The organism is Pseudorhodoplanes sp. (genome assembly GCF_050250235.1).
Lineage (GTDB): Bacteria > Pseudomonadota > Alphaproteobacteria > Rhizobiales > Xanthobacteraceae > Pseudorhodoplanes.
In genome coordinates this window covers 40,776-60,858 of the sequence record NZ_JBFWPA010000015.1, presented here as the reverse complement: position 1 = coordinate 60,858, position 20,083 = coordinate 40,776, and the positions used below count along the sequence as shown (strand labels likewise).

22 protein-coding genes, 1 tRNA gene and 1 pseudogene are annotated in these 20,083 nt (G+C 60.3%); 3 read left to right on the top strand and 21 right to left on the bottom strand.

Annotated features, from left to right (window positions below):
• Window positions 1-50 precede the first annotated feature (50 nt).
• Window positions 51-1,649 (bottom strand): sulfatase family protein, encoded by a 1,599-nt coding sequence (locus tag AB7F49_RS09605; protein WP_428521673.1) that lies wholly within the window; start codon window positions 1,647-1,649, stop codon window positions 51-53.
• Between the two features lie 166 nt (window positions 1,650-1,815).
• On the opposite strand from AB7F49_RS09605, the gene AB7F49_RS09600 reads away from it, so the two are divergent.
• Complete coding sequence (locus tag AB7F49_RS09600) at window positions 1,816-1,992, top strand: hypothetical protein (protein ID WP_428521671.1); 177 nt, start codon at window positions 1,816-1,818, stop codon at window positions 1,990-1,992.
• A gap of 17 nt (window positions 1,993-2,009) precedes the next feature.
• Here the strand turns inward: AB7F49_RS09600 and AB7F49_RS09595 are convergent, their stop codons facing one another.
• Window positions 2,010-2,711: a glutathione S-transferase family protein gene (locus tag AB7F49_RS09595; RefSeq protein WP_428521670.1), complete on the bottom strand. Its 702-nt coding sequence runs from the start codon at window positions 2,709-2,711 to the stop codon at window positions 2,010-2,012.
• Between the two features lie 155 nt (window positions 2,712-2,866).
• On the opposite strand from AB7F49_RS09595, the gene AB7F49_RS09590 reads away from it, so the two are divergent.
• Entirely contained in the window at window positions 2,867-3,670 is an 804-nt protein-coding gene (locus AB7F49_RS09590) for an undecaprenyl-diphosphate phosphatase (protein WP_428521668.1), read from the top strand.
• Between the two features lie 8 nt (window positions 3,671-3,678).
• Here the strand turns inward: AB7F49_RS09590 and AB7F49_RS09585 are convergent, their stop codons facing one another.
• Complete coding sequence (locus AB7F49_RS09585; protein ID WP_428521666.1) at window positions 3,679-4,653, bottom strand: complex I NDUFA9 subunit family protein; 975 nt, start codon at window positions 4,651-4,653, stop codon at window positions 3,679-3,681.
• Between the two features lie 120 nt (window positions 4,654-4,773).
• On the opposite strand from AB7F49_RS09585, the gene AB7F49_RS09580 reads away from it, so the two are divergent.
• Window positions 4,774-4,860 (top strand) — tRNA-Leu (locus AB7F49_RS09580).
• An 8-nt stretch (window positions 4,861-4,868) separates the two neighbouring features.
• Here AB7F49_RS09580 and AB7F49_RS09575 read toward each other — a convergent pair.
• The 18 genes and pseudogenes from AB7F49_RS09575 to AB7F49_RS09490 form a co-directional block, all read right to left on the bottom strand.
• Window positions 4,869-5,975, bottom strand: a complete 1,107-nt coding sequence (locus tag AB7F49_RS09575) for a tyrosine-type recombinase/integrase (RefSeq protein ID WP_428521664.1) — start codon at window positions 5,973-5,975, stop codon at window positions 4,869-4,871.
• A 7-nt stretch (window positions 5,976-5,982) separates the two neighbouring features.
• Window positions 5,983-6,129, bottom strand: coding sequence for a hypothetical protein (locus tag AB7F49_RS09570; RefSeq protein ID WP_428521663.1), 147 nt, complete (start codon window positions 6,127-6,129; stop codon window positions 5,983-5,985).
• A 214-nt stretch (window positions 6,130-6,343) separates the two neighbouring features.
• A complete protein-coding gene (locus AB7F49_RS09565; RefSeq protein ID WP_428521661.1) occupies window positions 6,344-6,688 on the bottom strand; it encodes a hypothetical protein in 345 nt (114 codons plus the stop codon).
• 408 nt (window positions 6,689-7,096) lie between these two features.
• Window positions 7,097-7,459 (bottom strand): hypothetical protein, encoded by a 363-nt coding sequence (locus AB7F49_RS09560; protein ID WP_428521659.1) that lies wholly within the window; start codon window positions 7,457-7,459, stop codon window positions 7,097-7,099.
• 42 nt (window positions 7,460-7,501) lie between these two features.
• Window positions 7,502-8,113: a hypothetical protein gene (locus AB7F49_RS09555; protein WP_428521657.1), complete on the bottom strand. Its 612-nt coding sequence runs from the start codon at window positions 8,111-8,113 to the stop codon at window positions 7,502-7,504.
• Window positions 8,114-8,204: 91 nt separating this feature from the next.
• On the bottom strand, window positions 8,205-8,903 hold the full coding sequence (locus AB7F49_RS09550) for a hypothetical protein (RefSeq protein WP_428521655.1): 699 nt from the start codon (window positions 8,901-8,903) through the stop codon (window positions 8,205-8,207).
• Between the two features lie 575 nt (window positions 8,904-9,478).
• Entirely contained in the window at window positions 9,479-10,228 is a 750-nt protein-coding gene (locus tag AB7F49_RS09545) for a hypothetical protein (RefSeq protein WP_428521653.1), read from the bottom strand.
• A 4-nt stretch (window positions 10,229-10,232) separates the two neighbouring features.
• A complete protein-coding gene (locus AB7F49_RS09540) occupies window positions 10,233-11,336 on the bottom strand; it encodes a hypothetical protein (RefSeq protein ID WP_428521651.1) in 1,104 nt (367 codons plus the stop codon).
• 16 nt (window positions 11,337-11,352) lie between these two features.
• Window positions 11,353-13,074 carry a sensor histidine kinase gene (locus AB7F49_RS09535; RefSeq protein WP_428521736.1) on the bottom strand — a complete coding sequence of 574 codons (1,722 nt, stop codon included), beginning with the start codon at window positions 13,072-13,074 and terminating at the stop codon, window positions 11,353-11,355.
• A 129-nt stretch (window positions 13,075-13,203) separates the two neighbouring features.
• Window positions 13,204-13,506, bottom strand: a pseudogene (locus tag AB7F49_RS09530) (ATP-binding protein); the annotation flags it as partial.
• A gap of 92 nt (window positions 13,507-13,598) precedes the next feature.
• The gene (locus tag AB7F49_RS09525; RefSeq protein ID WP_428521649.1) at window positions 13,599-14,993 is read right to left on the bottom strand and encodes an Eco57I restriction-modification methylase domain-containing protein; all 1,395 of its coding nucleotides are present in this window, start codon (window positions 14,991-14,993) and stop codon (window positions 13,599-13,601) included.
• A gap of 191 nt (window positions 14,994-15,184) precedes the next feature.
• Window positions 15,185-15,382, bottom strand: coding sequence for a hypothetical protein (locus AB7F49_RS09520; RefSeq protein WP_428521648.1), 198 nt, complete (start codon window positions 15,380-15,382; stop codon window positions 15,185-15,187).
• A gap of 196 nt (window positions 15,383-15,578) precedes the next feature.
• Window positions 15,579-15,905, bottom strand: coding sequence for a hypothetical protein (locus AB7F49_RS09515; protein ID WP_428521646.1), 327 nt, complete (start codon window positions 15,903-15,905; stop codon window positions 15,579-15,581).
• Between the two features lie 37 nt (window positions 15,906-15,942).
• Entirely contained in the window at window positions 15,943-16,092 is a 150-nt protein-coding gene (locus tag AB7F49_RS09510) for a hypothetical protein (RefSeq protein ID WP_428521644.1), read from the bottom strand.
• A gap of 353 nt (window positions 16,093-16,445) precedes the next feature.
• Window positions 16,446-16,877 carry a hypothetical protein gene (locus tag AB7F49_RS09505; RefSeq protein ID WP_428521642.1) on the bottom strand — a complete coding sequence of 144 codons (432 nt, stop codon included), beginning with the start codon at window positions 16,875-16,877 and terminating at the stop codon, window positions 16,446-16,448.
• 507 nt (window positions 16,878-17,384) lie between these two features.
• Window positions 17,385-17,537 (bottom strand): hypothetical protein, encoded by a 153-nt coding sequence (locus tag AB7F49_RS09500; RefSeq protein WP_428521640.1) that lies wholly within the window; start codon window positions 17,535-17,537, stop codon window positions 17,385-17,387.
• A gap of 116 nt (window positions 17,538-17,653) precedes the next feature.
• Window positions 17,654-17,914, bottom strand: coding sequence for a hypothetical protein (locus AB7F49_RS09495; RefSeq protein ID WP_428521638.1), 261 nt, complete (start codon window positions 17,912-17,914; stop codon window positions 17,654-17,656).
• Window positions 17,915-17,950: 36 nt separating this feature from the next.
• Complete coding sequence (locus AB7F49_RS09490; RefSeq protein WP_428521636.1) at window positions 17,951-19,921, bottom strand: phage tail tape measure C-terminal domain-containing protein; 1,971 nt, start codon at window positions 19,919-19,921, stop codon at window positions 17,951-17,953.
• Window positions 19,922-20,083 lie beyond the last annotated feature (162 nt).

The following is a 20,083-nucleotide window of genomic DNA, read 5'->3' as shown; positions in this document are numbered from 1 at the left end:
GCTCAGCGGCGCGTCATTTCATGCCGCGCCGCGTCCGGGACGCGAGACCTTTACGCCCGCCCGGTCGGATAGGGCACCGTGTCGGTGTGCTCGATCTCGAGTTGAAGAAGCCGCTCCATCAGCCGCGCCTTGAGCGCGGCGTGTTCGGGACTGTCCCACAGATTGTCGAACTCGCCGGGATCGGCTGCAAGATCGTATAATTCACCGAGCCCGGCGTCGGACATCACCGTCATCCGGTAGCGCTGATCGACGATGGTGTGCCAGCGCGGCATGTGGTCGACGTCCTTGTCCGCCATCTGGTGTTCGTATTGCACGAAAGCGCAGTCGCGCACGGCCTTGCCATCCGCGCCCATGGCGGGCAGCAGGCTCTTGCCCTGCATGCCGACATAAGGCTGGATCCGTGCGCGATCGAGAATCGTCGCCGGGATGTCGATGGTCGAGCCGATGGCATCGGTCGCAGCCGCCGTCGGCGCCTGCGGGTCCGACCAGATGAACGGCACGTGCAGGATGCTCTGATATTGCTCGCAGCCTTTCAGCAGCAGCCGGTGGTCGCCGAGATGGTCGCCGTGATCGGTGGTGAAGATCAGAACCGTGTTATCGCGCTGTCCCGACGCATCGAGCGCACGCAGCACGCGGCCGATGCCGTCATCGATACAGGCGATCATGCCGCAGGTCAGTGCCTGCGCTTCCTGCGCCTCGCGCGCGGTCGTTGCGATGCTGCGCATGCCATGAAGATTGGCCTTGCCGCTGGCGCGTTCCTCGATTGCCTCCTGGACATGCGGCGGTGGTGTCCAGTCGTTGCGGCGGAACGCTTCCGGGACCGGAAACTGCTCCGGCTTGTACATGTCCCAGTATTTGCCCGGCGGATTGAACGGATGGTGCGGGTCGGGGAAGGATAGCGTCAGAAAGAACGGATCGGCATTGGCGTTGCGTGCGCTCAGGAACGCCTCGGCCCGTTCGGCGAGATAGTTGGTCGAATACAGTTCTTCCGGAATGCGGGTGCGATAGGCCTGCGGCACGATGTAATCGTGCGGCGCGCTGTTTTCCGGCCCGAGCAGGCCGAGCGCGGCCGGATCCTTGTCGCGCAGCCATGCCCGGTAATCGCCATCCACGTTATCGCCGTGGCCGGTCACGACTTCCACATGGCCATAGCCGTAGAACGGGGTCGCGATATGGGCGCCCGGCTGCGCCCAATAGGCCGGCAATTCCTGACGGTAGGTCTCGCCGGTCAGGTCGATTCGCATCGCCTGCCGCAGCCCCGGTGAGGGCTGGCGATAGCCCTCGCGCGGCGGGGCCGGGTAGCTCATCGCCGGCGTCTTGGTGAAATTCTGCAGATGGCTCTTGCCGATCAGGGCGGTATCGTATCCGGCGTCACGCAAGAGATCGACGAAGGTCACGGAGTCCTGCGACAGCGGAATGCCGTTGGAGCGTACCCCATGCACCGCCGGCATCCGGCCGGTCATCAGCGAGGCGCGGTTCGGCATGCAGACCGGACTGGCGACGTAGAATTTCCGGAACTGTGTCCCGCGCGCCGCAATGGAGTCGATGTGCGGCGTGCGCAGGATCGGATGCCCGTAACAGCCGAGATAATCGGCCCGATGCTGATCGGTAATGATCAAAATGAAATTCGGAGGACGTTTGTCGGGCATCGGAATGAAACCAAGCGGGCGGGATCGCGAACAAAACGAGGCGGCCGCGCGGCACGCCATGTGAGTTGCGCCATCATGCGGTCATGGGCGCGGTATTTAACGCAGCATTCGCCTTTGAACGCTATCGTCGTCAACAGCGTCCAACAGGGCGAACCAGATGTAAACCATGCGGGCCCCGGTCCGCGCCAGCGATATGACGAAGACGATGATCTACAAGATCGCAGCGGCTCTTCAGGCGCTCATGAAGCGTGTGAAGGCGGATGAGAAATACCGGCCGGAGCGCCACTATATGCGCGGACCAGGGCCCAAGGCACGCGCGGTCAACGCGCGCGAGCACAGCTGAACGGGGGCGGGTTGGCCTCAGAAATCCGGATCGGCGTAGTGTGGCGCCGGCGGCAATGCGCCTGAAACCTCGGACAGTATGGCGCGAAAAGACGGCCGCGATTTCATTCGAGCGTACCAGCTTTTTGCGTGCTCGGTCTCAGCCCAGGGTACGTCCCCGAGATAATCCACGACCGAAAGATGTGCCGCCGCCGCCAGATCGGCGAAGGTGAGATTCTTGCCGGCGAGCCAGTCCCGCTGGCCGGTCAGCCAGTCGATATAGGCGAGGTGGTAGCGAACATTGCGGCGTGCCGCGCGCATCACGTCGGTGTCGGGCGGCCCACCGCCCTGATCGGGTGTCATGAAGCGCTTGTGCAGTCGCTCGTTGGCGAGCGGCGTCGAGACCTCGTCCGCGAATTTCTCCGAGAACCAGGCCATGAGACGGCGCACCTCGACGCGTTGTTGCGGGTCGGTGCCGATGAGATTGCGGTCCGCCACACCGTCCGCAAGCGATGTATGCATCTCCGTAAGGAATTCCGCGATCACATTGGGTCCGGGGACGGGAGGAAATCCCTCGGCGATCAGCACCGGGGTCTGGCCGGCGGGATTGAGGATCAGGAATTCCTCCCGCCGCTCCCAGACGCGTTCCTCGGCCAGATCGACGTCCAGTTCGAACTCGGCGAGCGCCAGACGCGCGAACCGGGAATGGGGGCAGAAAGGGTGATGGAAGAGGGTCAGCATCAGGCCTTCGAATCATGACATTGCCGCGGCGATAATGCTGGAAAAAGCGGCAAAGTGGTGGGGTCACGGAAATTTCGTTGCCGCGTACACGGGTTTCGCGTCACAACAGCCACGGCGCGATTCCTGATCCGGACCGCGCGTTGGGGCTTTTCAGCATGAGCGACCTGATCAAGGCGGCCCTTCTCGGCATTGTCGAGGGACTCACGGAATTCCTCCCCGTTTCCTCGACCGGCCATCTGCTGCTGTTGCAGCGGTTTCTCGGTTTCGGCGACGAGGATTTCGGCAAGACTTTCGTGGTTTTGATCCAGCTCGGCGCCATCCTCGCTATTCTGTCGATCTATTTCCACAAGCTGTGGCGACTGGCCACCGGAATGTTCAGCGATCCGAACGCACGGCGCTTTGTGATCGGGGTCCTGGTCGCGTTCCTGCCCGCCGCGCTGATCGGCGCGGCCCTGCATTCGATCATCAAGGACTATCTGTTCAACGCGTGGGTGGTATGTTTCACGCTCATCGCCGGCGGCGCTGTGCTGCTGTGGGTGGATCAGCTTGAATTCAGGCCCAGATACCTCGACGTCATGCAGTTTTCGCTGCCGATGTGCCTGATCATCGGCGCTTGCCAGTGCTTCGCCATGATACCGGGTGTGTCGCGGTCCGGCGCCACCATCGTGTCGGCGATGCTGCTCGGCGCCGACAAGCGGTCGGCGGCGGAATTCTCGTTCTTTCTGGCGATGCCCACCATGACCGGCGCGTTCGCGCTCGATCTCATCAAGAATCACGATCAGATGACGTCGCACAATGTCCTGCTGGTCGGGATCGGCTTCGCGTGTTCGTTCGTGGCCGGCTACTTCGTGGTCAAGACGTTTCTCGACTACGTCTCGCGGCACGGCTTCGGGCTGTTCGCCTGGTGGCGCGTGATCGTCGGCTCCATCGGGCTGGTGCTGCTTGCGATCGGACTCTGAGCGCCACTTCAGGCGAAACGGCCGGTGCGGAACTGGCCGGTCTTGCGGAAACGCCAGAGATAATCCGGGACGATCGCCTCGTAGGACGAAGGCATGACGCCGAGCCCCTGAAGGGTCCGGCTGTCCCGGATTGCGTCCTCCGACACCACGTTGTCGCTGCGCAGCAGTTCGACCTGGTCCGGCGTCAGCGGCGGGTTCGGCAGGAACTGGAGAAACCAGGCCTGCATCCTGGCGATCCCGAACGGAAGCGGCACGAGCAGCCGCGAGCGCTCCGTGACCGCGAGAACGTATTCCATGATGTCGCGCATCGAGCGCACCTCGGGCCCGCCGAATTCGTAGGTTCGGCCGTCGCCCTGTCCGGATTCCACGAGGGTTGCGATCGCTTCCGCGACATCCGCGGCAAAGACCGGCTGGAACCGTGTATGCCCGCCGCCGACCAGCGGCAATGCGGGCAGAAACCGGGCGAGCGAGGCGAAGCGGTTGAAGAAATCGTCCTCCGGGCCGAATACGACAGAGGGGCGTATGATCACCGCGTCGGGCGAGGCTGCGCGCACCGCCTGCTCGCCAAGCGCCTTCGACCGTGCATAGAGCGACGCAGACTTCTCGTCCGCGCCGATGGCCGACACATGAATCAGGCGTGCGCCGTGCGCGCTGGCCGCAAGCGCCACCTGCTCGGCGCCGGTATGCTGCACCGTTTCGAATCGCTGGCGGCCGCGCTGGAACAGGATGCCGACCAGGTTGATGACAGCCGACGCGTCGCGAACGGCGGATTCCACCGACGCCGGGTAGCGCAGGTTGGCCTGCACCGCATGGATCTGGCCGACGGTGCCGAGTGGCTGCAGGTGCCCCGCCAGTTCCGGCCGCCGCACCGCGACACGGACGCGGTAGCGCCGTTTCGCGAGCGCGCGCACGACGTGGCGGCCCAGAAATCCGGAGCCGCCGAACACGGTGATGAGGGTGTCGGAATTGGTCTGGAGGGCCATGAAAGCTGTCTCGGAATCCGTCGCGGCCGCGGTCCCTGCGGGATACCGCAAGGATTTCGGCCTGTACAGGTGTCCGATCGTTGACAATGGCGGACCCCGCCACTTATGTCTCTGCCCATTGCCCAGGTGGCGGAATTGGTAGACGCGCTGGCTTCAGGTGCCAGTGGCTTAACGGCTGTGAAGGTTCGAGTCCTTTCCTGGGCACCACTCATTTTCTAAGCTCCTGATTTGGCGCGATCATTCGCGCTATCTCCCGCACCGGACCCAAGGTGCGGGAGATTTTCGTTCGATATCTGTGCTGCCGCCAGCAACGGCCCGGCTTGCGCGGCGAGGCGCTTGCGATCGGCCTTGCGGGTGTAGACCAAGGCCATCTTCTCAGTGCGCCAACCGAACAGCGCCATGAGCTGGTTCACAGTCGCGCCGTTCTCTGCAGCGCGCGTGGCCCCGGCCTTGCGCAGGCCATGTGCGGAGCCGGGGCAGCCGGCCTCGCGACAGGCCTCACGGAACCAATTTCCAAAGCTCTCTTTCACCATCGGCGAGCCGCGCTCGGACACGAGGAAAGTCAAATCGCCGGTCTTGGTCGCGGCGATCGTGGCGGCGAGCACCGGCAGGACCGGCGGATAGACCACGCCGTCGCCGCGCTCCTTTTCCATGCGGAAGGTTATCACGCCGCCGCTGACATGCTGGCGACCGAGCCGCACCACGTCGCCCCGGCTCAGTCCCGTGTAGAGTAGGAGATCGAGGGCGAGGCGTTCGCGCGTGCCGATCGGCCAGCGCGCCTCGAAGCGCGTGATCTCCTCGTTGGTCCAGGTGTGGAAACCGTCCTTGTTCTTGCCCTTGAGCAGCTTCACGCCGAGCGTCGGATTGCTCGACACCAGCGCCCCGCCTTGCGGGTCCGAAGCCCACTTGAAGAACCGGCGCATGGTCTTGAGGAAGTTGTTCGCGGCGTGCGGAGCAGCGGCCCGGCGCTCGCGCCCGGCCCTGATGGTTTCCGCAGTGATCGCCGACAAGGCGTCTTCGCCAGCGGTCTTGATCACGGCCCCGAAAATGTTCTCGCTCTGCCGGCGTGTCGCGGTGGCCAATGCGGCCCATGCGGAGCTCGCCCGGTAGCGGTCTATGCCCCATTGAAGGCTTTGCGCCCTCGTGGCCTTGGAGGGCTTCGGCGCCCCCTCCAGCGCGGCCCTGTACTCGGCCCAGAACGCCTGTGTGTCGTATGGAGCCCGAAGGCGAATGCGCGGGCCGTGGCCCTTGCGCACGTACCAGTTCCGCCGGCCGTGGCGGGTCGCCTCGTGTATCAGGTGGGGCGGGCGGGGCTTAGGCATACTCACCTCACAGAACAATCTCGCGCGTGGGCTCTGCCTCGGGTTCGGGCCGCCCCTGCGCGGCGGTGGGAAGGACCACGATCTTGCCGTCCCTCTCGATCTCGATCCGCACCGGCACGCCCGCCGCGGCCGAGGCTTTCAACAACCGCGTCATGGCCTCCTGAGTGAATTGACAGCGTGTGCGCGCCACAGCGTCACCTTCGATAAAACACGGTTCGGTGCGAACGTCGCGACGATGCAAGGCGCCGGCCGGGCAGGGCATGTGCGGCATCGCGGGGGGATTTCCCGGGTTGGCTACGATCGTCCGCTAGCTGTGCCATCTCAAGCCCGTCCACGCATCTCAGCAATTTGGCTTCCGGCCCTGCAAATTATCTTGACTGTCTCGGGACAGCGCGCTCCCGGAGGCGGCCATCAGCACGGAGTGGCGTTTCCACCGCGACCTCCACGACGGGCGTTGCGCCTTGGTGGCGCATCTCGAGCGTATGCGCGAACCCGTCCTTGAACAGAGACAGATATCGGGGCAACGCTTCGAGGCCGATCTGCTCCCCGACCTTGAACTGCAGGCTCGTCAGCGCGCGCGCTAGGACCAACTCGCCATTGTCTTGAAGCACCTCAACGGCATGAGCGCGCGCGTCGAATTGGCTTCTCGTCATCTTTACAACGGCACCTGCTTCGACAACGGCGACTCCGCCCTGCACCACGAACATTTTCATCTTCAGTCCTCCTCCAAGAAGGCGCGTGATCCGCGCAGCAATCCGGTGCAACAGTCCCGCGGTGCCGGTGATTAAAGCTCGCCACGCGCGTACGCCGAAAGAGGTTTTCCGCCCGGGTCGAACGCGGCGCCGGAGTCGGAGATAGACCGTCGCTTGATCCCGCTCGGCAGGTCGAGCCGGATCATCGAGATATCGTGCGTCTGCTATGCAGCCAGGTTGGCCGCCGCAATCCGGACTGCGGTTCCTCTCTAGCGAGGATGCCGAGCTATTCTTTGGCCCCATCGGTGCGCTCCTCGGGTAGACCGAAGGAATGAAGAGCGCGGGGTATCTGCTCGATGACCGACAGCTTTTCAGCGGCGGTGACCACATCCTCTGGCCGCGCACCACGCCTCGGGCCTCGATCGGGAGTCACGTTGGACACGCTAGTTTCCCTGCTATCCTCGGAGTTGTCCCCCGCAGATGGTGGTTGAAGAGGTTCTCCATGTGGGCGGAGTAGACGGCGACTGAGAAAAATTCGCGCTCGATCGCTCCCGAATTGTTGAAGCGGTTCTTCCAGACCTTGCTGCGCTGCGCGGATGACAGGTCTGCAGCCGCTGCAGATCGGACGGCTACGCCGTCCCCGTGCGGATCGGCGCCGAATTGTTCGTTGGCAAATCGTTCGATGTCTGTGTTGGTGAGGCTCATAGAATTCCTCTTAGTTGCGATTTGAAAGTTTGGCGCGGCAACTACCAACCAGACCAACGTCGGCAGCTTGTCGGTGACGGAGAACACCTAGCCGCGCCTGATGGCTTTACCCGCGACCGAGAGCAGCCATCAAAGCGAAAAATTGCCCTTGTCGAAATCACGCACCAGCACCTCAAGACCGAAGGCCCTGGTGACGTCTCGGAAAGCATCGAAATTGAGGATCGCGTTCGGACGATAGTTGGACGCCATTCCGGTCTTGCCGCGGAGAATGGCTTCCGCCGACGGAACACACAGGTCACGCCGGCCTGCGCTGGAGAATTCAGTATTCAACCGCGCGAGCAACGGCGTCGTTTTGCCGAGCTCTTCGAGGGTCGCCATCAGCTTCGAACTAAACTTGTAAAGATCGACATAGAGCGCAAGTTCGCGCTTCAGCAGCTCCTTCGCTTCGGGGTGTTTGAGATCGAGTGCCGCCATTGACTCGCGTTGCCTGGCCTCCTTGATGCGTTCAGGAAGGGCTGCCAGCAAGGCCTCTTTCTCAAGCTTGTCCTCGCGGGCGATCCGCAACTCCTCGCGGATCATCTTCCTGTCAGCGCCCGACCCGGTGATCGCAACATCGACCAGATTGATCTCTAGCGTCCTGCACTTGTCGATAACCTCATCCAACTCGATCGTGGTGCTGGCCTCCAATTCCTCAAGCTCATCTGCCGCGCTAACAGAGCGGTTCTTTTCGGATTGGGTCATTGTGCCCTCCCTGAACGACTAGGAGCGTCGTGGCACAAGTTGAGCGGTCGGTCCGCTACAAAAAACTACAGAAAACTATTCGTTAGCAATATCAACTACATATAACCTTGAGATTCTCATCCCGCATCTTGCGCAGAAGCTGGTAAATCGCGTTGGCGCACTTTTCTTCTGCTACTGTCGAGTCGGGATAGCGCTTCAAATATCTATCTCGAAAGTATTTGGGCAGATTGTTCTTCGCCCATTTCGCGAGGCCCCGGGCCTCTAACATTAATTTGTTCTGAGCAATACCCTCAGCGACTCTCCGTTGATTTTCAACTCGGATGTTGTCCATAGCTGAACCTCGAACATCATCTGGTTCGGTAGGATCGCCGTCAGCGGTTCGGTCGCGCCTCTGAACCCGAAAGTCGGACAGCAAAATATCGATAGCGTCAGGCGCGAAAATACAGACGCTGTCAATTATTCTGGTGCGGTCGTCGATGTGAACAAGTGTGTTGTGAGCGAAGGTGTTGGTAGGGTGGTCTCTATCGTTGGTAACGCGATAGGACCCCAGTATCGGCAAAACGAATAGCCATCGTCCATCCTCGCGGCCGACCATCTGGAAAATATTGGCAAGCGACTTGCCTGGACGAATGCCTCGCGGCTGACCGGTGATGTCAAGATCATATTCAAAAAGTGCGTCAGACAGAGGCATCATATTGATGCTAGGTAACAGCGCGGCGCGAGAAACAAAAAAAGCCGCGAGATCGCTGTCGAGAACTACGGGCGGATCATTCGATATTTCGTGCATCATGTGATGTATGCAGTTTGACGGGGAGCGGTTATGCAAGCGTGCTCGATTCGGTGGGCCTCCACAAGTTGACTGCAACCCACCTCTTCGCCGGCGACCTAAGCCGCCCCTTGCGCACCATGGTCGGCGGCATCGAAAACGGATCGGCGGGGTATTCTATTTGTAGCGGCGGTCGACCCTCGCCGGCATAAGGACTGAGAAGGTAGTCATTGCTCGATACTTGATGCGTTCGCATCGCTGCACTCACCTGTTGAAAACATCAGCGGCCCCAGGGAGGTTGATAGCGTGGCGCTGGCAGGTCGGCGGATTTTCCCCACAGCCACCGGGATAAGTTCGGAGAAACTCGCGCCGGGGCGCTATCAAATCCCGACTCCGCTGCTAGCTCGGCTGCGGCTGCGTAGGAAAGTCAAAAATGCCCACGGATAAAATCATCTTGACTGCGCGACGGATCACTCGGGACCGATGCCTAAAACCAGGGCCAACTGAGCCGAGCGCGGATCAACGCACGTGACCGGCGAAGCGGCGAACAAGGGCGCATGCCGAATACGTTGTGGTAAAAGGCGTGCCCGCTAATCGGGTTATTTACCAGGTGCCGCTGGTGAGTCCTGGGGAGCTCGGGTGTACCAGTGAATGGATCGATAGCAGGCTATCGCCGGCATCTCGTTAAGAAACGGCATGCGGTGTGCCGCGCCCTGGAAAAATGAATTGATCGACCGTGCTTCTGCAAATGCTTCGTGGACGTTCTGATCTGCTCCTTCGAAGACCAAATGGTCAGCACAAATTTGAACGACAGTGGAGAACACATCCATCTGCGCGGTCGGTATCCTAATGTTCCTAAGTAGCGGAGTGAACATCTCCTGAGGTTGATCCTCAACGCGGTAATGGTCTCGTACGGATGGCGCTAGGTCCATACGGGAAGAGAGCTGGCCATGGAAAACCGGATGCCCAGGCAGCTTTTCGTCCAGATCGTAATGAACGCCGTAGACGTGCTGGAGGACATTGCCTTTCAGTCGAAAGTAGGCAACCTCTGTGAAGAAGGCGCGCGTCTTGAGTGGGAGTTCCCTGAGATTCCCGTCTCCGAACGAAAGCCACCCTCTAACTACCACATAAAGATTATGACCTCTCCCGGCCCGCTCAGGAACATTGAACACGATCGGGCCGATATCGAGCTTGACCTCGTCGTCCGGCGCTCTCGCATTCAGTTTGAAAATGTCATGGCCTGCACCCGGCCTAACGTCGGTGGACTGATACATCTTTTGCATCGAGACGCGCAGGCGCTCCCACGCACTGATAACTTCCTTCTGAACGTGATACGCGTCGGGATGCATGCCGCTAGAGCCCCAACAAAGGTGCCCACTCGTCGTAGAAGTCACGCTCCACGCGGCACAACTGAGCGCCCTGAGGGACCCAGCTACTAGCCGAGACCGAACAATCCGGCCTTAAGCAGACCGGCCTACGCATGAACGGACAGAGGAAGCCTCCTTTGGTGCCACCGCACCTTTGGCAGCCGTGGTTGGCAAGTTTTCGCCCGGCCGCCTTCTCGACCGAGGCACGATTGTAGTCCGAGAACATCTCAAATTTTGCTGAGTCGATGTTGCCGGCTAACGCATCGATCCGGTCATCCACTTGATCCCGCCAGTAGTAGCGCCCTTGCGCGGAGAACGGTCCCGCGTATCGCTCAGATTCGAAAATCTGCGCGAGGGCCTCGCCTTCTTCGTCCGCAGTGGCGATATAGGCGCACAGCGCCTTTTCAGATAAAATCGGTCCAGGATATTTTAGGATTGCATTGGGCAGAACGTGCCCGAGAACGTATGCGAGCAACTGCCGCTTTTCGTCGTCTGTGGGCTGCTCCGGGCCTGCAAACCTTCGCAATTGGTCGAGCAAAGATGAGTTGGAGGCGCCAAGTCGGGTCATGTAGAGCGCGAATTGACTTTCCAATTCACGCTTGCGCAACAGCGTGGCCAGCACTCCGGCAAGACTGAGCTTCGCCTTCAAGATCTCGGGGTTTGCCGTCAAAGACCGCCGAAGCTCTCGAAACCCGCTCGCGGTAGCTGAGATGAATGCCGCACCTTCCTCTTCCGTTGCGGGAACGCGCAGCTCAAAGAGATTTGGCTCCTTCGGCAGGTCTGCGATGTTCTTCCGCGAGAAGTCACCGACTGGAATCAACCTTTTCTGGCACCAACCGACGATCGTCATGCCAAACAGACCACGAACTTGGCTGGTGAGATCGTAGTCGGTCGCGACCAAAATCGTGTCGTCATCAACAAGCGAATCCAATTTCACCAACGGATCGTCCTCCGTTGGCAACCACGTCCTTACTTCAACTTCGCCCTTAATTGAGGCCTCAAGTGCATGAGCGAGCGCACCGAGATACTCTTCATTGTCGTCGATTAATAATATTGATTCCTGCCCATTTTTTGAGTTTGTAGCGGGCACGGTTGCACTCCCCTGATCAGTCTCGATCGATCGGCAGACGAATACGAACGCAAGTGGCGAATCCGGGTGGGGCTTCGACCACATCGGCTCTGCCGCCGAACGCTTCGGCGCCCCGGCGGACCAATGCAAGACCCAGCCCCATGCCGGAGCCGAGCGGATCGCGATTAGTGTCAGTAGTGGTGAAAAGCGGATCGAACACCCGCTCGCGCAGAGTCGTCGGAATTCCAATGCCCGTGTCCGATACTTCGAGGTAGTGCCACCTGTCGTCGTTCCACGCTCTAAACGCAATCGTACCAGCATCATTTCCTGTCTTCGCGGTCACTGCCTTCAGTGCGTTGGTGTACAGATTCAGCGCCAAGCCATTATACAGCGCGGGAGGCACCAGCGGTGCCATAAGGTCGTTCTCGGCGCTGATCTCGACATCTATCTTTCGCTCGTCAGCATACTTTCCGAACACCCGCTTTACCTGCAGCAGTCGGGGCTTCGCCGGATAGGGCTTGGACGGCTTGTTCTTGGCGCCCTGAATGTAGCCCGAAGAATAGGTGACGAACTCCTTCAAGCTTTTAATGTGGCCAGCGAATGATGCGGCGGCAGTTGCGAGCTTCGGATGCGACTTTGCAATAATCAAGAGCTCCTTGTGGGCCTTTTCGAGCTCCTGAAGTGCGACCCCGAACTCGTGCGTCATGAAGCCAGCGACGACACCGAGAAGACTCATGACTTCGAGCTGTTGCTCGCGCTCGTGCGTCGTCTGTTCGTGCTGTTCAGCGAGTTCCTGAGTGGTCGCGAGCGCGGTGACGATTCGGGTCTTGTCGGACGAAGCAATGTTCGGATTGGCCTCCACCTCGTCGATAGCTGCTCGTGTTTCCTTTCTTATCCTGGCGATTAGCGCGCGGCGTTCGGCCCTGTCTTTTTCGAGTTGTATCTTGCGGTCCGCATAGGCTATTGCCTCAACTGCACCGCGAACCACGGCGCGTAATTCGAAGAACGCCTCGTTTTCGACGAAACCTTCGCGGTCGGCGGAAGCGACCAGGCCCTGCTCGCGACGGCCTTTCGCGGAGCTCCGGCGCGCGTCGACCTGTACGAGCCCAACCAGCTGAGCGGATTCCGGAAGACGAAGCATCCAATTTTCGGAGGGCGACGCTTTAACCTGCGCGCTCATTTGAAAGTGCTTCATGGCAAGCGGAGACCTAGGCTCTCTGCGGTTCCTGGCCGCGTCCGCCTGCAGCTGCAGCCAATCGTCGGACGCGGTCCCATAAGGCCTGACCCGAAAGTTGCGATCGAACACCGCAACGCCGGAATTATCAGCGACCCACCTTTGTGCGACCTTGCCGTTCACGGGCATTTTAGTGAAGGTGCCCGCTCGTCTCGGAAAAAACCGAATGTCAGCGAACACCTTTTCAAGATGGTTGGGAAACCTGTCATTGATGCGAATATACGGTTTGTCGTCGCCGCGGCGAAATACGCTCAGCCTGACTCGATCCCCGCGGACCTGCAGTCTCACCCTAATGACGTAGTTGCTGAGGATTGTCGCCGCTACGTCAGTCTCCTCCTCCATACCCTCCTGCTGGATGTTCAGAACAAACCCGGGATCTTCTGCATCGGAGTTGTCAAAATCATCCTCCTCCCGTTCGTTGCGGGACGGGAACAGCGACCTCAGAGGGGTGAGAACTCCTAACGATCCGGTTCGCACCGCCTTCAGGTCAAGCCTCTCCATCTCGGCGCGCAGCCTGGTCACCACCAACCTGGTTCCGGTAGGAACGTCACGCTCGACTCGCTCGACGGTATATGGGACTCGTACGCGTCCAAGGTCCTCGTGCTCATCGATCTTGGGCCAATCGAAATCAGCTACAAGTCGCGTGCGGCATTTGAAATGAGGGTCGTCCGCGACCGATTCCAGGTGCAGTCGGCGCCCAAGAAATCGAACAGCGAATCTGCCGATGCCCTTCTCGCCGGTGATAAGCCGAGAGTATTTCTCGCTGCCGCTATCACCCGCCTTAGAGCTGGTCCCAATCCGCATCCAGCCATTCTGGAACCGGCGAAGCGTCATGCCCAGACCGTCATCCACTACGGATATCGACTGAGCGGGGCTGTAAGCGATCGTGCATGCGGTCGCGTCGGCGTCGTACGAATTCTTGATAAGTTCGAGAAGCGCGACCTCGGGTTGCTTCACGAGCCGTTCACCAAGCTCGCGAAGAATGCGGCTCTCGATCGTGAATGAAAACGTTCCTTTGTCGAGAACGGAAGGAGCGGGCACGTCGATCCCTATTGCTTGGCGCGGCCCCGACCGGAAGCGGTAGCGATAAGCGAGTTGAGCTGGTTGATCTCGATCTTACGCAGCCCATTCGAATGGGCGACTATTCGACTCCGGATGTCGACTCCTTTAAGCCCGTTGACCAGTTCGGTGCCGTTGGCCGCGGTGATGTTAAAAATGCCGCAGACTCCACCGACAGCCCGTGCCGAAATATCGTTGCGCACTCCCTTCGGAAAACGCCCGCGGAAGCTCATCGACATCAGAAGCGATGGAATAGGGGGCATCTTGAACTTCCACCATTCCTTGCGTTCGAGGCATGTGCTGGTCTGATAGTCGGCCTTGGGTACAGCGTTAAGATAAGCGCGCAATGCGCGGCTCGGCTTCCTGTCGGTGCGGATTAGCCAGCACTTCTGGCCGGCGAACCGGTAGAACTCGCGGAAGATCGCATCGTTGAGCCGTTTAACGTCCTGTGGCAGCATTCGGAGCGTCGTGATGCAAGGTACCACGTCGGTACGGATCTTCAAACCGAACCGAACTCTCTCGCCCTCTGTGAGCGTCAGGACCTTTTGCGTTCCCGGACTGAGACCGCGCACCGCGCGCGGTCCTTGCTTATTGACTTGCGACCTGGGAAGATACGGGATAACGCCGTTTGTTGCCCCGCTGGGCGAAGCGAGCTGCGCAAACTTCCCGCTGGCGTTTTCTTCGAAGTACCGCCAGACGCCGTTGCGCTTCGATTTGTCGACAATCGTGATTGACGAGGTGGTCAGCACGCTGTCGAACGTTGTGTCAACCAAGCGATAGACACTCACATCCCAACGCTGCTCCTCAATATACTCACGGAGCAATCGTGATGCCGGCCGAGAAACCCACTCGTAAGGGATAACAAGCGCCACAAGACCGTCCGCTTTTGCGCTCACCAGCGATAAGAGAAAGAAGTACTGCCAGGCGTTGGCAAGACCAGACAGCGCCACGCCTGTACGCGCTTGCATGATCGCAGACACACGCTCTCGCCAGCCGAGAGGAAGGTCTTGGTTTCGGACAAACGGCGGATTGCCAATGCAAATGTCGGCATCCGAAATCGTATCTGAGAAGGCGCACCGATGGATAATCTTAGCAGATTTTGGAAGCTTTGTTCCGTGAGATCGTCGGCTGTCGATTTCGTAGCCTATGTAGGATGCATACCTACCTGTGCGACAGAATCGACCATCGCCGGCGCCGAAATCCACAACCTTACCGACCGACTTGCGAAGCTGAATGACGTGCCGCCATGTAGCTTCGACTACGTCCGAGGGCGTGTCGACCTGGCACCGGTCAAGATAATGGGAGACCTTTTCTCGTGCCCCCCAATCGCGGGTCAGCTCTCGCAGATTTTTGATACCGCTTCGGGAAGAGACGATGCTCTTCATGCGAGCCTCTCCCCCGTCAGCCCACCGCTCTTGGATTTGATCCCAAATCGAGCGAATCTGTTGGAATAGTCGCGATCAAGGAAACACAATAAATCCAGAGATTTAATAAACCCCATTGCCCAACCCTATGGACGTCGACGTGTCGGTTTCTACGATGCTTGACTTGCTGCGGTGGCCGCGCCTTCGCCTGTTCACGCTTGCTTAACCTTCTTCCGGCGAGCGGTCAGCCATTGTGTGACGCTCTCCTCGACGATCTCGTAGGCATTGCGCTCCTCATCCAGGGCAGCCTTCTTAAGCGCTCGGATCGTGTTGGGAGCCATGTAAACGAGCATCGCCCGCCGTCCGTCCGGCCTCGACGGGGCAATTGTCTCCTTTGCCAACTTGGCCATCCAGTCTGCCCCTATCGAGATAGCGAGATATCTAGCCCTCTATACTGGCTTCTTGAAGACGCTGAAAGTGAGGATTGGCGCGCCTCCACCTCCCAGAGCCACAAGGGCGCGCAATCCTCGCTCCACGACGCGCGCATCCGCAGCGGCGGTGGATGCGCGGCACAAAGGGCGGGCGCCTTTCATCCGCTATAATTCGCTAGGGCAGGGTGACTGGATCAGGCTTCGCCCGGCGGCGCTCCCGCAGCGGCGGTGGAATCGCCGCACAATGGGCGGGGCCTCCCACCCGCCACAAATCGCCAGACCTAAGTGGCCTTGGTCCCGATAAAAGAGCGGGGACGACTTGCACCGCATCGATGCCTTCGGCGACGACGGCGCGCAATTCCCGCTCCAGCAGCGCCATGTCCCATTTCGCATCCTCGGCAATGCGGTTGTCGGCGATCGTATAGGCGCGGCGCTCGGCGTCGGTGAGATGGCCAATCTGGATCACCGGGACCTCGGCCAACCCTAAGAGCTTCGCCGCCATCAACCGGCCGTGGCCACGATGGTGTCGCCGGCATCGATCAGGATCGGATTGTTGAAGCCGAACGCTCGATCGAGGCCGCGATCTTGCGGACCTGCGCGTTGGAATGCAGACGCGCGTTGGCGATATAGGGATTAAGCTCGGCGCTTAACCGGTATTCGACCTGCAAATGTGCGGTTTTCGGTGCCATCGTTTAACGGCGCGATTAACCGGCTTAACCGGCTTAACCTTATTTTTTTCAGGTCCGACTAGCGAAACCCCGCGCTTTGCGCCACCACATTGCTTTCAAAGCCTGGAAGGACCCGTGCGATGCCCACGCCGCGCGGGCCGCCGCCCTTGCTGACCTTCGCCGCCACAGGTTAGGATTTATATCGTGAAAACCGGAGAGGTTTCATGGTGCAAGATGACGGCGAGGACACGACGCAGCGCTCGTCACCGGAACCATTGAAAGCACTCGCGCGCGCTATCGCTCGCGATGTAGTCCGACGAGAACTAGAACGGGCGCGCGCTGAACACACAACGCGCGCACCCGATAAGTCCGACCTATTGCCGATAAGAGGAAAGCACCGCCCCAAGCGGCATAGAGGCAAATCCGATAATTCGACCGACAAGCTTTGATTGGAGGTGTTCGCGCTCGTAAGGTCCATCGACGAGACCCTCGAACACTGGAATGCCGCTGATCAGACCAGTTTGCCTATAGCCTCGCAAATCACCTACCCACCAGAAAGTGCGGTCCGTGCGTGCCTGGACGACCTCACGACGGCCGCTCATGTATTGAATGACGTACAGTTCGCCATGCTGCAGTTCACAGTCGTCAGTATCAACAACGGCAAACTCGCCTTTCAACAGATGAGGAGCCGAAGCATCATTCTCAACCGAGAAAGTGCAAGCATTGCTGGGCAGCCTCGTAAACGGAGTCAACGCGCGGAAGTTGGGATCACGCCGATTGGCGCGCATTCCAGATCGCATATCCATGACTAAATTTTTTCCTCTTGAGATCGGCTTTCCAAGGCCGCGCCCGGAACACGGACCGGGCAGCCGGGAGTTGGAAACCCGCTCAAGAGACGGGCCGGCGCGCTTTTAAGCTTTCGCTCTGGACATGGCACGCCGCTCCCGGCCACAATGGCCAGGTCGGCGCGCCCGCCAAGGCGCGACCAGGGCAGCAAGCTCAAATGGCTTCCTGCGAGTTGGCAGACATCCGGCGCCAACCGGGTCCGCCAATCTTGAGTCCGGGTTTCCAAGCCCTCGGACATTAAGGCTGATTTGCAAATTTGATGCAAGTCATTCCCCTTCAGGGGGAAGAGGGACCTCATTGCAAAGCGAGGCGACCGGTTATGGGAAATTCCCATAACCGGTCGGTTGTCGGGACCGGGGAGGAAGCACACCTTCCGGGAATTTCCCGGAAGGTGTGCGGGTCAATCCGACGTTGCGCCGCGCGCTTCCGGGCGCCAACCGAGCTAGGGGAAGGGGCTCGGGCGATACTCATTCGGAAGATCGATCGCTAATGGCTTCGAGCGCGGCCCGCGCGCGGTGCTCCGCTTCATGATCGCGCCGCGCGTCGCGCCGCGCCATGGCTTCTACGATAGCGACCAGTTCGGGAGGGAGTGCTTCTGTTTCACTGGATTCGCTATTCATGATGCGTTGGTCCAGCCCGAACCATTTTTTCCGGCCGCTTCGTCATGTGCATCGTGGATCGCCCGCAGGGAGGCCATCGCCCAAACGGGGAAACGGCTCACAGGAGCGCGCGGGATTTAGTGTAAATGTACATCCTTTTCATTGTCCTGAGCAGGATCAGAGAGATGGGTGATTGCTATTGACGCGCTGACATTACCCAACTTGTGCTCGAAACTTCTGCCGATAGGCAGTTCGAAGTAAAGTGATCCGCCGTCCTGGAAATCGATGGATATGCCAAGGTCCCGTGCCATCTCATTCTTGTAGCTTAGCGTGGAGCCGGGCGGCAGGCTCTCTCGTAGAAGATAGCCACCAGGCGGGACTATTTTGTCTTCGGTCATCGCTCGCATCCCCTTGTATAGGATCAGAATAATACATCACATGCCCCGTGTCGGATCGAGCCCGAAACGGTTTGCCATCTTTTGCGAAATCTCGCCGTTGCGGGACAAGTCCTCGCCGATCACATCGCGCACAGCTTGATTGATCATCATGATCACCTCGACATGACCGTCCCTTCCACGACGCACCGATCGCACGGAAGGTTGCGCGCTCGGAGCATGATTCTCAACCTTCACGATGACATTTACGGGCTGGCCCATGCCGGTCGCATCGATGCCGAGCCGCCCGCCGCGCATGTGCCGCAGCGGCATAACGGCTTCCGGTCCGGCCTCGCCCATCTGGCCGAGGCCAAAGCCGCCGCCATCGGCGAAGCGGAACAGTGTCGGCCCGTTGACGATGCGATTGGTGAACACGCCGCCCTTTGCAAACGGCTGCGGAAACGCGCCGGAATAGCCGCCGGGCGTGTGCAGATAGCCGGTGCCACCGCCGAACAGCCCACCGGCAACACCGCCGCCACCGGCGCCGCCGGTGATGCCCGCGACAACGCCCGCCAGCGGTCCGGTGACGGCCCCGCGCATGCCGATCCGCAACAGGTCGGACAGGACCGAATTCGCCATCTGCCTGACGGCATCAGAGAATTTCGCCGTACGCATGGTCACCGCGATCAACCCGTCTTCCAGCGAACGAAGTCCGCTCACCGCGCCGTCCTGCAATTGCCGGTTCAGGTCGCGCGCCTCGCGGGCGTAGCTTGCGAGCGGCCCCTTGGCGGCTTCGGCCGCTTGCGCAGCCGCGCCGTAGAGATCGGCCAGGTGCTGGATCACCTCGGCCTGTTCCGCGGTCACGGCGGTGTTGTCCTTGCCGGCCGCCGCGTTGGCCTGTTTGGCCGCGGTCTCAAGCTCGGCCACCAGTTTCGCCCGCTCGCGCGCAACGGTGCCAAGATCGATTGCCGCGGTTTCCGCCGACAGCGTCGCGATGCGTTTCTCGGCCGAGTCGACGGCGCCATCGAAACGGGTCCGGCTGGCCGCGCCCGCCTCGTCGGTGTTGCGCGTCGGCGCCGCACCCGCGCCGCGCGAACCGCTATTGACGACAATTCGAGGACGCCGCCGGCCTTCCAGATGTTCGATCTCCGCGGCCAGACGATCGCGGCGCTCGATCAGGTCCCACTGGATCGTGGTGGTCTTGCCGAGCGCGGCACGAACACTTTCCGGCACCCGCGGAACGCCCGGAATCAGACTGTCCCCGGTCTCGATAGCGCGATTGACCCGCGACAGCTCATCGCGCTTGACGGCAAGGTCGATCTGATTGCCGAACCGGAACGCCGCCGCCATGTATTCGACGATTTCGGCCCAATAGTTTTTGATATCGAGCAACTGTTTGGCGAAGACATCCATGCTCGGGCGCATTTCCCGCGACAGCGTGCCCTGCGCCGCCAACAGACGGTTATCGATCTCCTTGGCGCGGCTGATCATCTCATCGGAGAAAATCCCAGTCGCCGCCTGGCCGGTCAGGCGCAGGGTTTCGAGCATCTGATCGGCGCTGGTTTTTCCGAGGCGGATATGGTCGGCCAACACCTTGCCAAGCCCGAGTTCTGCGAGCTGCAGGGATTCAAGCTTGCGACCGGCTGCATCCAACTCTTTCACGGCGGTCAGGATCGCCGTGAACTTTTGGTCCTGATTTTGCGCGTCGCGGAACAGCACCAGGCCCTGCAGTTGCGTTCCGGTTGCGTTGAAAACCCGCAACGCCTTTTCAACCTCAGTGATTTTTTCCTTGCCGGTCTGCCATTCCGACAGATCAATCGGCGACTTTTCCTTCGTGGCCTCGAACGCATGAGACAGCGCGTTTTCGAGATCGCTCGCACTCACCTTGAGCCGATTGGACTCGGCAACAAAGCGCTGAAAGAAATTGCCGCTAACGCCGCGATCGGTAGCCTTGTCGGAAATTGCGACCATCTCCTGCAATTGTTCTCGGGTCACTCCAATCGCAGACGACAACAGCTTATAAGCTGCCACTTGCGCCAGGACTCGCGCGACCACAGCCGAAACCGCATGTCCTGGAGCTGTGTTTATCGCCGCATAAGCCCCTCGGGCCGCAAGGCCCGTCGCCTGCAGGGCGACCCCCGCTGCGCGGGCCGACGTGGAAACCAATAAATTGCTGTCCACGAGCTGGCGTGC